This is a genomic window from Flavobacterium sp. 90, assembly GCF_004339525.1.
Lineage (GTDB): Bacteria > Bacteroidota > Bacteroidia > Flavobacteriales > Flavobacteriaceae > Flavobacterium.
The window spans coordinates 2,866,825-2,881,698 of the sequence record NZ_SMGE01000001.1; the positions used below are offsets into that span (position 1 = coordinate 2,866,825).

The 14,874-nt window shown below is 32.9% G+C and carries 13 protein-coding genes; 4 read left to right on the plus strand and 9 right to left on the minus strand.

Going from position 1 to position 14,874, the window contains the following annotated elements:
- The first annotated feature begins 65 nt into the window (after nucleotides 1-65).
- A complete protein-coding gene (locus C8C83_RS11610; RefSeq protein ID WP_121328725.1) occupies nucleotides 66-2,456 on the plus strand; it encodes a penicillin acylase family protein in 2,391 nt (796 codons plus the stop codon).
- Nucleotides 2,457-2,572: 116 nt separating this feature from the next.
- On the opposite strand, the gene C8C83_RS11615 is transcribed toward C8C83_RS11610, so the two are convergent.
- The 8 genes from C8C83_RS11615 to C8C83_RS11650 all read right to left on the minus strand — a co-directional run bounded on the left by C8C83_RS11615 (nucleotide 2,573) and on the right by C8C83_RS11650 (nucleotide 9,527).
- Nucleotides 2,573-3,001 carry a hypothetical protein gene (locus C8C83_RS11615; RefSeq protein ID WP_121328726.1) on the minus strand — a complete coding sequence of 143 codons (429 nt, stop codon included), beginning with the start codon at nucleotides 2,999-3,001 and terminating at the stop codon, nucleotides 2,573-2,575.
- A 129-nt stretch (nucleotides 3,002-3,130) separates the two neighbouring features.
- Complete coding sequence (locus C8C83_RS11620) at nucleotides 3,131-3,580, minus strand: hypothetical protein (protein WP_121328727.1); 450 nt, start codon at nucleotides 3,578-3,580, stop codon at nucleotides 3,131-3,133.
- A gap of 205 nt (nucleotides 3,581-3,785) precedes the next feature.
- Complete coding sequence (locus C8C83_RS11625; RefSeq protein ID WP_121328728.1) at nucleotides 3,786-5,243, minus strand: serine hydrolase; 1,458 nt, start codon at nucleotides 5,241-5,243, stop codon at nucleotides 3,786-3,788.
- Between the two features lie 236 nt (nucleotides 5,244-5,479).
- Nucleotides 5,480-5,947, minus strand: a complete 468-nt coding sequence (locus tag C8C83_RS11630; RefSeq protein ID WP_233566057.1) for a nuclear transport factor 2 family protein — start codon at nucleotides 5,945-5,947, stop codon at nucleotides 5,480-5,482.
- Nucleotides 5,948-5,979: 32 nt separating this feature from the next.
- Nucleotides 5,980-7,509 carry a serine hydrolase gene (locus tag C8C83_RS11635; RefSeq protein WP_121330026.1) on the minus strand — a complete coding sequence of 510 codons (1,530 nt, stop codon included), beginning with the start codon at nucleotides 7,507-7,509 and terminating at the stop codon, nucleotides 5,980-5,982.
- A gap of 79 nt (nucleotides 7,510-7,588) precedes the next feature.
- Nucleotides 7,589-8,395: an AraC family transcriptional regulator gene (locus tag C8C83_RS11640; RefSeq protein WP_121328730.1), complete on the minus strand. Its 807-nt coding sequence runs from the start codon at nucleotides 8,393-8,395 to the stop codon at nucleotides 7,589-7,591.
- Between the two features lie 34 nt (nucleotides 8,396-8,429).
- Complete coding sequence (locus C8C83_RS11645; RefSeq protein WP_121328731.1) at nucleotides 8,430-8,873, minus strand: hypothetical protein; 444 nt, start codon at nucleotides 8,871-8,873, stop codon at nucleotides 8,430-8,432.
- Nucleotides 8,874-8,933: 60 nt separating this feature from the next.
- On the minus strand, nucleotides 8,934-9,527 hold the full coding sequence (locus C8C83_RS11650; protein WP_121328732.1) for a GNAT family protein: 594 nt from the start codon (nucleotides 9,525-9,527) through the stop codon (nucleotides 8,934-8,936).
- A 444-nt stretch (nucleotides 9,528-9,971) separates the two neighbouring features.
- Here C8C83_RS11650 and C8C83_RS11655 point away from each other — a divergent pair, with 444 nt between their 5' ends.
- Complete coding sequence (locus C8C83_RS11655; protein ID WP_121328733.1) at nucleotides 9,972-11,315, plus strand: NAD(P)/FAD-dependent oxidoreductase; 1,344 nt, start codon at nucleotides 9,972-9,974, stop codon at nucleotides 11,313-11,315.
- Between the two features lie 136 nt (nucleotides 11,316-11,451).
- Here C8C83_RS11655 and C8C83_RS11660 read toward each other — a convergent pair whose 3' ends face one another.
- On the minus strand, nucleotides 11,452-12,969 hold the full coding sequence (locus C8C83_RS11660; protein WP_121328734.1) for a helicase HerA-like domain-containing protein: 1,518 nt from the start codon (nucleotides 12,967-12,969) through the stop codon (nucleotides 11,452-11,454).
- Nucleotides 12,970-13,348: 379 nt separating this feature from the next.
- Here C8C83_RS11660 and C8C83_RS11665 point away from each other — a divergent pair, with 379 nt between their 5' ends.
- Together C8C83_RS11665 and C8C83_RS11670 are read left to right on the plus strand one after the other, a co-directional pair.
- Nucleotides 13,349-14,173: a MotA/TolQ/ExbB proton channel family protein gene (locus tag C8C83_RS11665; protein WP_121328735.1), complete on the plus strand. Its 825-nt coding sequence runs from the start codon at nucleotides 13,349-13,351 to the stop codon at nucleotides 14,171-14,173.
- 56 nt (nucleotides 14,174-14,229) lie between these two features.
- On the plus strand, nucleotides 14,230-14,856 hold the full coding sequence (locus tag C8C83_RS11670) for a biopolymer transporter ExbD (protein ID WP_099709649.1): 627 nt from the start codon (nucleotides 14,230-14,232) through the stop codon (nucleotides 14,854-14,856).
- The last annotated feature ends 18 nt before the right edge of the window (nucleotides 14,857-14,874 follow it).

Here is a 14,874-nt window from a genome sequence, read left to right on the forward strand (position 1 = left end):
TTACAGGATTTTAACTTTAAGTTACATCATTACGGAATTATTTATCATTATACTTTTTTATAAATATGAGAAAAATTAAAAAAATACTGCTGGTTTTATTCGTATTGATTGTTGTTTTGGGAATAGGTTTATGTGCCTATATTTTTCATTTGAAACCCAAATATGAAGGAGAAGTTCAATTGAAAAATCTCCAAAAAGAAACCACTGTTTATTTTGATGATTTTGGTGTCCCCCATATTTATGCCGATTCTGAAAAGGATGCAATGACAGCTTTGGGTTATGTTCATGCACAGGAAAGATTATGGCAAATGGAATTACTTCGAAGAATTGCACCTGGAAGATTGTCTGAAATCTTTGGTTCTGTGGCACTTAAAAATGATAAGTTTTTCTCCGGAATTGGTATCGAAGAAGCTTCGGCGAAAGCCATTGCCAAGTTAGATAAAAACAGTCAGAGTTATAAAATGACAATGGCTTATCTGGACGGAATTAATCAATATTTAGACGAAGGTCCAACACCGGTTGAGTTTACTGTTGTTGGTGTCAAAAAGGAAAAGTTTACGATAAAAGACGTTTATAATATTTTTGGATATATGTCTTTTAGTTTTGCTATGGCTCAAAAAACAGATCCTTTATTGACTTTTGTTCGTAACAAATATGGAACTGAATATTTGAAAGATTTAGGAATTAACGGCGAATTTAATACTACGAGAATTAAGATTTCAAAAGAGAATATCGAAGAATATACTTCGATTTCAAAATCTGTGGCAGCGCTATTGGATAATTCTCCAATTCCTCCATTTGTGGGAAGTAATAGTTGGGTTGCAGGACCTAATAAAACTAAAAGCGGAAAAGTGATTTTTGCCAATGATCCGCACATTGGATTTTCGCAGCCGGCAACTTGGTACGAAGCACATTTGGTTACGCCTGATTTTGAATTGTATGGTTGTTATCTGGCTGGAACTCCATATCCGTTATTGGCTCATAATCGTAATTATGCGTATGGATTGACGATGTTTGAAAATGATGATATTGATTTCTATGAAGAAAAAAACAAAGCTGGAGATGTAGATCAATATCAGACTCCAACAGGTTTTGCAAAGTACGAAACTTTAAAAAAGACTATAAAAGTAAAAGATACTTCGGATGTGGTTTTGACGGTTAAATCAAGCCGACACGGACCAATTATGAACGATTTACTGGAACGTTTAGATAAAAAAAATCCAATTGCGATGTCGTGGACTTATACACAACAACCAATTCAGATTCTTGATGCAGTTTATGGACTTTCGCACGCTAAAAGTAAAGATGATTTTAGAAAAGCAGTGCAATTGGTTGCTGCGCCGGGATTGAATGTAATGTATGGCGATGCGAAAGGAAACGTGGCTTGGTGGGCGACGGGTAAACTTTATAAACACGATAAAGGCGTTAATACATTTTTGATTTTAGATGGCGCCAGCGGCAAAGACGATATTAAGGAATATCTGGATTTTTCTAAGAATCCGTCTTCTGAAAATCCAAAATGGGGTTATGTTTATTCGGCAAACAATCAACCGGAAGCGATAGATGGTTTTTTATATCCGGGATATTATCTGCCGGAAGATCGTGCAAAAAGAATTTCGGGTTTAATGGATGCAAAATCTGATTGGGATAAAGAAGCGATCAGTAAAATGATATTTGATAATACTTCTCCAATTGCGCCGGGCGTTGTTCAGAGTTTGATTTCGAATGTAAATAGTAATTCTGCTTCAGCAAAACAAAAAGAGGCAATTAATGTTTTGAAATCATGGAAAGGAACCAATAATCTGGAAGATGTTGCGCCAACGATTTATAATAAATGGGTTTATTTGTATCTAAAAAATACTTTTGAAGATGAAATGGGCGAGGATAATTTTAATTTATTTCTGGATACATCTTTAGGTAAACAAATTATTGCCAGACAAATTGAAAACGAGAACTCGGTTTGGTGGGATAATATTAAAACCAAAAATGTAAAAGAAAATAGAAGCGATATTGTTTCGAAATCATTTCACGAAGCTATTACAGCACTTGCGAAACAATTTGGCAATCAAATTAATGATTGGAATTGGGGAAAAGCGCATACTGTAGAACACGAACATCCGCTAGGAAAAGTGGCGGCATTACGTAAACTTTTTAATGTTGGACCTTTTGCTGCTCCGGGTTCAAACGAAGTGATAAACAATCAGTTTTTTGGATTTAATAAAGAAGGGAAATATCATGTAAAAGGCGGACCTTCGACCAGAAGAATTGTCGATTTCTCAGATATTGAAAACAGCTGGAGTATTTTGCCAACCGGACAATCAGGAAATCCGTTTAGTAAACATTATGATGATCAGGCAGAAATGTACAATGCCGGAAAATTCAGAAAAATGAAATTGAATAAAGAGGAAATTATAAAAACTTCGACAAAATTAGTTCTGAAACCGAAAGGAGAGTAGGAGTTTTTGTTTTTTTGAAGTTTCATGTTTCATGTTTGAAGTTTCAAGTTCTCATCTTGTGAAATCTTTGTCAAAGTTTTAAACTTTGACAAAGATTTCAATACTTAGAAAGTATTTTACAAATTGACATCATTATAATAAGTCAGGAACCATTTGTTTTTGACTTTTTTAAATTTTCTTTCAACTAGAAAACCACTGTCTTTTATCCAATATTTTTCGACAACCAAAGTATCTGATTTTACCAGAGAATGTTCGTATTCTTTGTTTTCAGATTTATCGACAACGGGAGTTTTAAGTATTTCCCAATTTTCCGAATTCCATTCATTCCTATCAAAACCATCGATCGATTTTCCTTCAATTGGGAAATTAATTCTGGCAAGCTGGAAAATAGAATCTTTATGAAATCTGATATTGAATTCATCAAAATTTTCAACAGTGTTTGCAGTATTCTTGATGACATAATTATCTTTCTTTTCTGAATTGCGATTGCAACTAAGTAAAATAAAAACAAGTAATAAAAAAGTAAATTTGATTTGATTTTTCATAGAATTGACGTATAAATTATTTTAGTATAATCTTTGACAAAGTTTTGAATACTAAGAGCCTTAGTAACTTAGAGTCTTAGCACCTAAAAGAAAAACCTCTGTTCCTTTGAATCTTTGCAACTTTGAACCTTATTTAGAAATATATCTTCCGCGAACAATATCATTGGCAAATATTTCAAGATTATAGGCAAGAGCATCGTTAGTTGTCATTGCATTTGTAGATTGAAATGCAGTGTCTTTTTGATACGCTTTTAATAAAGTTTCAAGATCTATTTCATTATAAAATGCAAACATATTATAAACGGCATCTCTAAAGTTTTTGTAATTGATGCTTTCTGTAGTTTCAAGTGTTTTTTGATCGTTCCATTTTTCTGCAGTAGCAGCTTCGTTTATGGTTGTCAGGCAAAAATCTATAACATAATTTTTGTAATGTGCTGCTTCAACAATTTTGTCAATTATAATTTTATTTTGTTGTGTTGGCATTGCTACTTTTGGTGCAGAAGTCTGAGAAATAGCAATAACCGGAATAAACATACATACTAATAACACTAAAAGAGTTTGCTTCTTTAATTTTTTCATAGGTTATAATTTGGTATCAAATACAGCTTTTTCAGCTATAAAAATTAGATTTGTTTGGGCAGCGCTAAAGTAGTTTTTTTATAGTAAATATGGAATCGGAAAATGAAGTTTTGAATAAAAAAACTCCGAAAGTTTTGGTCATAAACCAGAACTTTCGGAGTTGGTAAGATTAGGATTACTGTTTTAGAAGGTAATCTTAGAAGTATTATTTTTTCGAAATTTCGTCAAGAACTTTTTTACCGTTTTCGTTTGTTGGATCAAGTTCTACTGATTTTTTATAGTTTACAATGGCTAACGTTTTATCGCCATCAGCAAGATAAGCTTCGCCTAAACTATCATATGCATTTCCTGATTTTGGAAAAGTTTCTACATTGATTTTAAAAACTTCGATCGCTTCTTTCTTTTTTCCGGTTTGCAATAATTGATAACCAACCTGGTTGATGTCGTTTTCTTTGATTCCGTAAGTAGGATCGCTTTTTAATTTCTTATAAGTATTTGTTCCAACTGTGGCGCCTTTTTCAGTGTAAACATCTAAAAGTTCAAAAGCCATTGATCTTTTAGGCTCATTAAAAGATTGATTGTATAGAATCGCTCTGATACTATTATTCATTTCGCTTAAAACAGTTCCGCCAGTATTATTCAATAAAACAACTAGGTTTTTGTCTGCAGGCATACGCGAAATAACGGTATTAAAACCATTGATTCCTCCACCGTGTTCTATTACTTTTACTTTATCTGTTTTCTTTCCAACAGTTTCTTCGCTTGTAAACCATCCGTAACCATAAAAATCATCTCCGCCTGTTGTGATGTAAGGTTTGAACAATAAATCCATTGATTTTGCCGAAAGTAATTTATTGGTATAAAGTGCCTGATCCCAAAGATATAAGTCTTCTACAGTAGAATATAAAGAACCCGCTGCATACGGAATACTCATATCGATAAATGAGGCATTAGTAATGTTTTTTCCGTTTTTTTCATAACCTGCAGCTCTGTTTTTTAAGATTACTTCAAAATGATCATAACCTGTATTAGCCATTTTTAGCGGAGTAAGTATAATTTCCTGTAAATATTGCTCGTATGTTTTACCAGTAACTTTTTCGATGATATACCCTAATAAAAAGTAACCTGAATTGCTGTATCTGAATTTTTCGCCTGGAGTAAACTCAAGAGGTAATTTATTGAAGGTTTTTACAAAATCTTCCGGAGTATAAGGGTTACGGCTTTTATCTCTAAGGAAATTTGGAGTAGAGGTATAATTTGGAATTCCGGATGTATGTGTCAATAAATGATGAATTGTTATCTTATCACCGGTTTCTTTCGGGTAATCCGATAAATAAGTGGTAATTGGCACGTCAAGTTTTAGTTTGCCTTCTTCTGCCAATTTAACGATTAGCAAAGCAGTAAATTGTTTACTGATCGAACCTAATCTGAATTTAGTGCTGGGCTGATTCGGAATATCCCATTCCATATTGGCTAAACCATATCCTTTTTTTAGAATGATTTTTCCATTTTCAGCAATTAATGCAGATCCGTTAAATTGTCCGTATTCCTTGTATTTGGTTAATAATTGGTCGATTTGTTTTGCTTTGTCTTGTGCTGATACTGCAAGAGAGAACAGTTGCATAAAAAGGCAAACTGCAATTAGTTTGATTGAATTTTTCATTTTGATTGATGATTAGTAATTAAGGTTAATTAAAATGTTATTTGATTTTTTTGATTTGATGATCGAAACTTTCTAAGCGTCTGTAATTTAATTTTTTAAACGAAATTACAAATTAAAGCAATGCTTTGAACTATGCTATAATCTTAATAGACGACAAAAGTTTCATTTGGTTTCACGTTTAGTCAATTTTTTTTCAAATTCCTTTAATTACAATGTATCAGAGCAAATTCTAAAAGCTATTTTTTAATAGGTCTGTGCTCGTAACTCACAATTCGTTTTAATTTCCAATCATTATCTTTTCGTTCCCAAATATGAATGAACTTGCCGGTTCCTTCTGGTTTGTTATTAATATAAAATGTATGTTCGCCTATTTGGACTGCTCCAAAATCACCTAATTTATCAATTGTGCAAGAGTTTAATTTTCGGGTCAGTTTTTCAGTTCTTTCGCATTTAGCGAGTAAAGATTTTATTTCATTAGGTTTAGAAGTGCTCAAACCGGATCGATCATCGTAGAATTCGACATCATCAGCTATTATCTTTTTAAAAAGTGCTGCATCACATTTATTAAAGGCAACATCAAAAAGTAAGCTATCCATCTTGATGATTTCGCTTTTTAGATGATCCATTTTTAGAACCTCACTATTCGTTTGCGCCGTTACTTGTCTACTTAAAAACAACATAAAGAGAACGATTATATTCGCCATAGGTATCGCGTTTGTGACTTTATTAATATTTCTCATTTCGTTTCGATATTAATTATTTTTGTACCGTTTTCACCCAAATAATGAGTAACTATTTTTTCATAAACCTTATAACCGTCGTCAACATTGGTAAAAATTACTAATCCTTGTTTTGTTTTTGGAAGCAATAAAAATATAGTTTGAACACCTTTATCCGCGCCGCCGTGAGAGAGTGCATAATCGTTGTTTCCTAAATCATAGATCTCAAATCCTAATCCAAAGTATTTGTTTTTCTTAGTCTCAATTTGATGCGTTGTCATGTCGTCAAAAACCTTTTTGCTCAATCCGTCGCTATTCATTATACTGCATAAAAACGTTCCATAATCGCCAATTGTCGTCAATAAATCATCGGCAGCATTTACTGTTTTGTTTTTAGTAGGTTCATAGGCATTTCCTTTGTTATCATATCCAATCGCATATCTTGAAACATCAGTTATATCTTTCCAGAGAAACTTGGTATCAGTCATTTTTAGAGGTTGAAAAATCAATTCATCCGCTAATTGATCCAATGTTTTATGGAATTTCTTTTCAAGTGCTTTTCTCAAATATTCCATTCCTTCGCCTGAATATTGATATTTTGTTCCGGGTTTGAATTTAAAATCCAGTTTGCCGGATTCGTTCATAAATCTCCAATTTGGGAAACCTGTTTGATGACTCAAAATAATTCTTGTCGTCAATAGTTTAGTATTTGGATCATTTGCAATATCCGGATCAGTCCAATATTTGTAAAGCGGTTCATCAAGATCCCATTTTCCGGAACTTACTAATTTTAAAGTAACAATTGCCGTTACGGGTTTAGTCAGCGAAGCAACATTCCAAATCGTGTTATAAGGTGCCGAAACTCCTTTTTTAAGTTCGCCAAACACTTTTACTTCCTGAAGTTTTCCGTTATTGATAACGCCAATTCCTAATGTTGGAATATTGTTTTGCGTCAGCCATTTTTCAATTTCCTGATCGTTATCAAAAATATCAGATTTAGTGCCAGCAGTGTTAATGCTTTGATGGTCGTAACTCAGAGATCTGGTCAATTTCCAAATGCCATTTTCAAGAATCCATAAATGTGTAAATCTTGCTGTGCTTCCAAATCTTTCTTTAGCCTTTTCAAAAGATTCATTTTTGCCAATTGATTTCTCGTAAAACTGATGAATTCCCACTTGAACAGCACCATATAAAACACCTTTGTTATATAATGGATATACTTCGGTGCTATTTGGAACTAGATATCTTCTGGCTTTATAAGTTTCGGTTGAACGGCATAGACCTTTTTTGAGATTAAATAAAAACAGAGCCTTGTCAGAAGGACCGTCTTTATCATGATAAAATTCAAACTTGTCGCTAAAAAGGTTTTCAAACTGAGAAACGTCGCAAGTATTAAAGCCAACATTAAAAAGAAGACTGTCTCTTGACATTATCGTTTTGTATATCTCCGAGTTTTTTTCTTCCTGAGAAAAGCCAATTTGGAACTGGAAGAGTAAGATTCCAATTAAGATTACTCTTAATCGGAAAATCGATTTGTTAATTTTCATTTTGTGATTGATTTGATTGATTAATGATTTTGCAATATTAGTTGAATCGGCAATCACAAAATTGTACAAATGCGAAATCTTATCTTTTTTTGGAAAGAAAATACAAACTTGAATTGAACATTTTTGGAGTTGTTTTAGTCACATCTTTAAATTTTTTTATAAAATGAGACTGATCAAAATATTTATTGTAAAGTGCTACATCCGTCAAGCTGAGTTTATCCAAACCAGCATTCACCATTTGATCGACCGACTTTCTGAATTTCAGAATCTGAATGTAATTTTTGATCGTAAGTCCGGTTGAAGTTTTAAATTTAATCTGCAATAATCGCTGCGAAACCTTTAAACTTTTCCCGATTTCCGAAACCGTAATTTCTTCATTATGAAGTTTTATAATCTCACAGATTTTTTCGATTGTATTTTTAGTTGGATTAGAAAGGTTTAATGCTTCAAAATAAGTATTGAGTATATTTAGTAATTCTAAAATATCAGTATTTAAACCCGAATCAATTTTGGTTAGAAAAGGCAATTCCGTTTTATCAATTTTGAGAATGGAATCTGCAAAATTACTTAAATCATATTTCGGAAACATCGAAAGTGTCCAGGCGTGTAATTGAATTATTGTAACCTTGGTTTTAGGCTGAATATTAACCAAAACTTTATTGGTCATTTGCGAACAAAAGTAAAAACCTTCGTTCATCGTGTATTTGTTTTTGCTTGTATGAACTTCTATTGCATTTCCGCTTACAATTGCAAGATTAAAACAACCATTTGGCAAAACGAGTTTATTTTCGATCAGGCTTTCGCCGATGCTATTATCGAGACACCAAATTTTATTGACAAACCGCTCGCAATTTTTACTTACATAATATTCTGAATATAAGTTCATGTTGAGGTATTATGTTAGATTTTGGATTGATGTGTTAAAAGTAGTTTTTTATTATTACATCAAGTATAATGTATTTTAAAATGTAACATAAAAGCAAGGGTAAAATGGTTAATGCAAATTGAATCCATTCTTCAATTGAGGTAACTTCATCTGATTCTTCATCAACCCAAACTGAATTGTACTGTTTTTTGAAATATAGATTTCGATTATTTTGTTTTAAAATATAATTATCGAAGTATTTATACATTATAAGGAATATCAAAAGATATACAGACAAGAAAGAAGTTTCTTTCCTGTTTTGTAGCATGCTATCATTATATGCAATTATTGCTAATATTGGGGTTAGGATTGAAAAAGATAAAAATAAAGTATAAGTTTTTTTATTTCGTAAAATTCTATGCGTTGGAGGATAGACAAGCGTAATATACCAAATAAATGCAAATCCTGTTGAAGAAGCAGCTACGCTTATCGTTTCCATATTTTAAAATTTGCTTTTGAGAAATTATTGATTAGGGTTTTTAGCTAAAATATAAATTTTTCAAATGAATTCAGAAAAATATTCTCTTTTAGTATTCTCCCATTCCTCCAAAATCACACTGTAATAAACGTCATCTTTGCTTTTTCCTTCAGAATCAATATAATTATTTCTAAAGATTCCTTCTTTTAAAGCGCCTAGTTTTTCAATTGCTCTTTGAGATCTTTCATTTTCAAGATCAGCGCTGAATTGTATTCTCTTGAATCGAATGTTTTCGAAACCAAAATTTAGTAATTCGTATTTACACGCTTTATTCAAACCCGTTCCTTGGAAATTTTTTCCATACCAAGTCCAGCCAATTTCACATTTTTGACTTGCTTGATTTAGGTAACCATAACGCGTGCTTCCAGCAACTTTGTTGGTTAGTTTGTCAATTATTAAAAATGGATAACAAATTCCGTCAGCTTTTTGTTTTAAGGTGTTTTTGATGTAATTCTCGAAGTCAGAATCATTTCTTACATACATTCCCATGTATTTCCAGATTTCATCATCAAAAATAATTTCTTTGAGTTCGATGTTTCTTTCATTTTCGAATGGAAGTAATAATATTCGGTCGTTTTCGAGAATGATATCAGATTGTAGTAGTTCGCTTTTCATTGTTATTTATTTGATTTGAATTTGCTAACAAATTAGGAATATTGCCCACGGATTTTACGGGTGAAACGGATCAGTGCAGATTTTTTAATCAACGCTGTATTTAGTTTTATAGTAAAACCTGTGAAAATCTGTTCGATCCGTTAAATCTGTGAGCGAATTAATTTTAGCTATAAGCGAAAGTAGGCTTTTTCGGATTTCTAATAAATCAATAAAAACCAAAATTTGTTATGAAACCAAGAGCCGCATGAGGGATAGAGGCGGTATCTCGCGATTTAGAAAAACAAGGCTTTTTAGCCGTAGTTTTTGTTAATCGGGAATATAGCCGAAAGCCCGACCCGCTTTTTCTGCGGGTCATGCCCATATAAATCATAAATATTTCCTTTATTTTTAAGCTCTTGTATAATTATTACTTATTTTTACGATCTTATATTTAGATTTTTCTTGATGCAAACTTCACTAAAAATTGCGGTTGTTGGTTCTGGATTAGTAGGATCGCTATTGGCAATTTATCTTAAAAAAGCAGGTCACACCGTTCATGTTTATGATCGAAGTCCTGATATTCGCAAAATTAATTTTTCGGGTCGTTCTATTAATCTGGCAATGTCCAATCGCGGTTGGAAAGCTCTTGATGCCGTTGGCGTTGGCGATTCGGTTCGTGAAATTGCAATTCCAATGGATAAACGTGCGATTCACTTGGTTGATAAACTCAATTTTCAGAATTACGGACAAGAAGGCGAGTCTATTTATTCGATTTCGAGAGGAACTCTGAATCGGAAAATGATTGATCTTGCTGAAGAAGCCGGAGCCGAATTTTTGTTTGACCAAAAAATCTGGGACGTAACGTTAAGCGATGCAACTTTGCATATTGGCGAAACCGAAAGAGGCGAGTGGGAAGAGAAAAAATACGATATGGTTTTTGGTGCCGATGGTGCTTTTTCAAGAATCAGACACAGAATGCAACGTCAAAGCATGTTTAATTATTCGCAGGAATTTTTGAATATGGGATATAAAGAATTGAATATTCCGGCAAATGCTGACGCGACACATAAATTAGATAAAAACTCTTTTCACATTTGGCCTCGTGGCGAATATATGTTGATTGCACTTCCTAATCTTGACGGAAGTTTTACATGTACTTTGTTCATGCCTTTTGAAGGGAAAAACTCGTTTGCATCTTTAACAGATCGTAAAATGGTGGAAGATTTCTTTACGAAAAACTTCCCGGATTCGATTGAAGTGATTCCGAAGTTAGCAGAAGATTTCTTTAAGAATCCTACGAGTACTTTGGTAACTATGAAATGTTTCCCTTGGACTTATGAAAATAAAATTGCTTTAATTGGAGATGCCTGTCATGCAATTGTTCCGTTTTACGGACAAGGAATGAATGCGGGTTTTGAAGATATCACGGTTTTAAACGAAATGATTGAGAAATACGGAAACGACTGGAAGAAGATTTTCTCTGAATATGAAATCTCTCGTAAACCAAATGCTGATGCCATTGCAGAACTTTCGTATCGAAATTTCATGGAAATGAGCACCAAAACTGCCGATGAAAAGTTCTTGTTACAAAAGAAAATCGAAAAAGCATTCTCTGATAAACATCCTGATAAATGGATTCCGCTTTATAGTCGCGTGACTTTTAGCGATCGTCCTTATACAGAAGCTTTGGCAATTGGAGATTTTCAAAACGAAATTATGGAACAAGTTTTACGAACTGATAATATCGAAAATATCTGGAGTACTCCTGAAATTGAAAACAAGATTCTAGAGTTGTTGCAAAACGCATAATTTTTTGAACCATATAAGTGATGTAAGTTCATCTAATATATAATAAACCCGACAGGTTTTAAAATCTGTCGGGTTTTATTGTATTATGCGCAAAAGCATTAAATGAACTTATATCACTTATATGGTTTATTTTTTTTTATTTCTTGAATATTTTTGTCAAAACACCAAAAACACCTCTTATAAAGGTAGCGCTTGTTACGACTTTCAAAACTGATTTTGTAACAACACTTGTTGTGCTTTCTTCAGCTTTAGATGATTTTGCTGGTGCTTGTTCTTCTTGTTCTGCAGCTGCCTGATTTGCAGTTTCTATTTTTTTATTTAGAATTTCGTAGGCGCTTTCACGATCAATTTCTTCAATATATTTTTTTACGAGCTTCGATTTGCTGTTTATGGCTTCAATTTCATCAGCAGTCAAAATATCCATTCGGCTTTGTGGCGCACGCATCATCGTCGCGACAAGTGGCGTTGGAATACCTTTTTCGTTCAAAGCCGTGACCAGAGCTTCTCCAATTCCTAAATTGGTCAGCAATTCGTCTGTTTTATAATATTGAGAAGTCGGGTAATTATCGGCAGTTTTCTTTATCGCTTGTCTATCATTTGCAGTAAAAGCTCTAAGCGCGTGCTGAATCTTTAAACCTAATTGTGCCAAAACACCACTTGGAACATCCATTGGGTTTTGGGTTACAAAATAAATACCAACACCTTTTGAACGAATCAGTTTTACAATAGTTTCAATTTGTTCTAATAATACTTTGCTGGCTTCATTAAAAATCAAATGCGCTTCGTCAATAAAAATGACTAATTCAGGTTGTTCTGCATCTCCTTTTTCGGGCATTTTTTGGTAAATCTCCGCTAATAAACTCAACATAAAAGTCGAGAATAATTTTGGTTTGTCCTGAATGTCCGTCAAGCGGATGATATTTACGTATCCTTTTCCGTTTTCGTCAATACGCATTAAATCATCAGTTTCAAAAGAAGTTTCACCAAAAAATAAATCTCCGCCTTGTTGTTCGAGTTCAATGATTTTTCTGAGAATAGTTCCGGTTGTCGCTGTGGAGATTTTACCATAGCTAGCCGCAATTTCCTCTTTTCCTTCTTCAGTAATATAATTAATGACTTTTTTAATGTCCTTTAAATCTAACAAAGGCATTTGATAGTCATCACAATATTTAAAAATAACAGAAACTACTCCGGCCTGAGTGTCGTTTAGATCTAAAATTCGGGAAAATAATACAGGCCCAAACTCAGAAACCGTGGCACGCAAGCGAACTCCATTTTGTTTAGACAGGGACATTAATTCAACCGGAAAAGAAGCTACATTATAAGGTATGTTTATTTTTGCATGTCGCTCAGTAATAAAGGCTTCCTCTTTTCCTTCTTTTGCTATTCCGCTAAAATCCCCTTTTATGTCCATCATTAAAACCGGAATTCCTGCATTTGATAATTGCTCAGAAAAAACCTGAATTGTTTTTGTTTTTCCAGTTCCCGTTGCGCCTGCGATTAACCCGTGGCGGTTTAAGGTTTTTAGGGGAATTTTGACGTGTGCCTCGGCAATAGGTTCTCCGTCTAAAATGGCGCCTCCCAAAATAATACTATCACCTTTTGATAAATACCCTTTGTTTATATCTTCAATGAAATTCTCTTTTTTATTCATGTTTTTATTTGTAATTTAGATGATTATAAGAGTATTGCTCTGTTTTTTAACATTTTTAGAGTGTTTTTTTTAGTAAGAAAAAGCTTTTTTAGTTTGAAAATAATACAAAAAATTATTTCGCAACTTTTTAAGAAGATATCAAAAGAATGTTTGAATATTTACTAAAACGTTGTAATTTTCCCATTAATCGTCCTGTTTTTTGTTTTATCTAGAAAATGATGTGAGCAATTTAATGAGATATTTTTTAAATTGACGTTAAATTTCCTTCAATAAAATTAAAAAAAGTTTTTTTATTTAAACTAAACGTATAAATTTGCTCCTCTACAAGTTAAATATAACTAAAAAATAAAATTATTTAAAACTATTAAAATTAAAAAAAATGGCAAACGTTAAAGTTAAAAAAGAAAGCACTTCAAATGGAGGAGGAATGATTACAGGAATCATTATTGTTGCGTGTGTTTTAGTTGGGGTGTTTATTTGGAAAGTAATCATGGGAGATGCGTCTAACTTCGAAGGAGGTAATCCAGAAACTGGTCATCCGATCAATACATTAGGACAAGTATATAAAGGAGGTTTCATCGTACCAGTATTATTAGGTATGTTTTTAATGGTTGTTGTTTTTTCTATTGAAAGATTTATTGTTATCGGTAAAGCTGCTGGTAAATCTAACTTGGATGCATTTATGAAAAATGTACAAGGAAGTATTAAAGAAGGAAACATCGAGGCTGCTATCGCTTCATGTGACAAACAACAAGGTTCAGTTGCAAATGCAATTAAATCTGCTTTGGTAAAATACCAAGATGTTAAAAAAGAAGGATTCAACAGTGAAGAAGCTGCAGAAGTAATCCACAAAGAAATTGAAGAGGCAACTTCATTAGAAATGCCAATGTTAGAGAAAAATATGACTATTATCTCTACTTTAGTATCATTAGGAACTTTAGGAGGATTATTAGGAACTGTATCTGGTATGATTAAAGCGTTTGGTGCGTTAGCTTCTGCTGGAACTCCTGACCAAGCTGCTCTTGCAACAGGTATCTCTGAGGCACTTATCAACACTGCAACAGGTATCTCTACTTCTATCTTAGCTATCGTTTCTTACAACTTCTTTACTGCTAAGATTGATGATTTAACTTACTCTATCGATGAGGCTGGTACTACAATCGTGAATACTTACAGAAGATTCAGAGGAAGTTTGAAACAATAATTAATTTTTGATATTAATAATTACAATTAATTATATCAAAATAAAAATAAAAGAGAATGGCTAAAATAAAAATGAAAAAAAAGTCAACATCGACAGATATGACTGCCATGTGTGATGTTGCGTTCCTTTTGCTTACGTTCTTTATTTTGACCGCTACTGCTAAGGTGCCTGAAGCACTTCCTGTAGATATGCCTGCTTCTGTTGCTGAATTTAAATTGCCTGATACAGATTTGGCAATTATTACAGTAGGAAAAGACAAAGACGGGAAAAGCAAAGTGTTTTTTGACATCAAAGGAAGAGAGATTCGTAAAAGAACTCTTGAAGGAATGGGTGCAAAATTCGGTGTGACTTTTTCAGAAGATGATAAAACTAAATTTGCTTTAATGGATGACTTCGGTGTTCCAGTAGGAGAATTGAAAAGTATCATTGCTATGAAAGCATCTGATAGAGTAAAAGCGGATCAAAGTGGAATTCCAATCGATTCTTTAGATAATCAATTAAAAGAATGGTTGTTAGTTTCAAGAAGAGCTGCAATTGACATTGATGATAAAGAATTGCAAATTGCAATTAAAGGAGATGCTAAAGAACAATATCCACAAATCAAAAAGATTATGGATATTTTACAAGATCAGAAAATCAATTCCTTTAACTTAGTTACAGGTACGAGAGGAAAAGACTTTTAATTAAAAAAGATACACTAA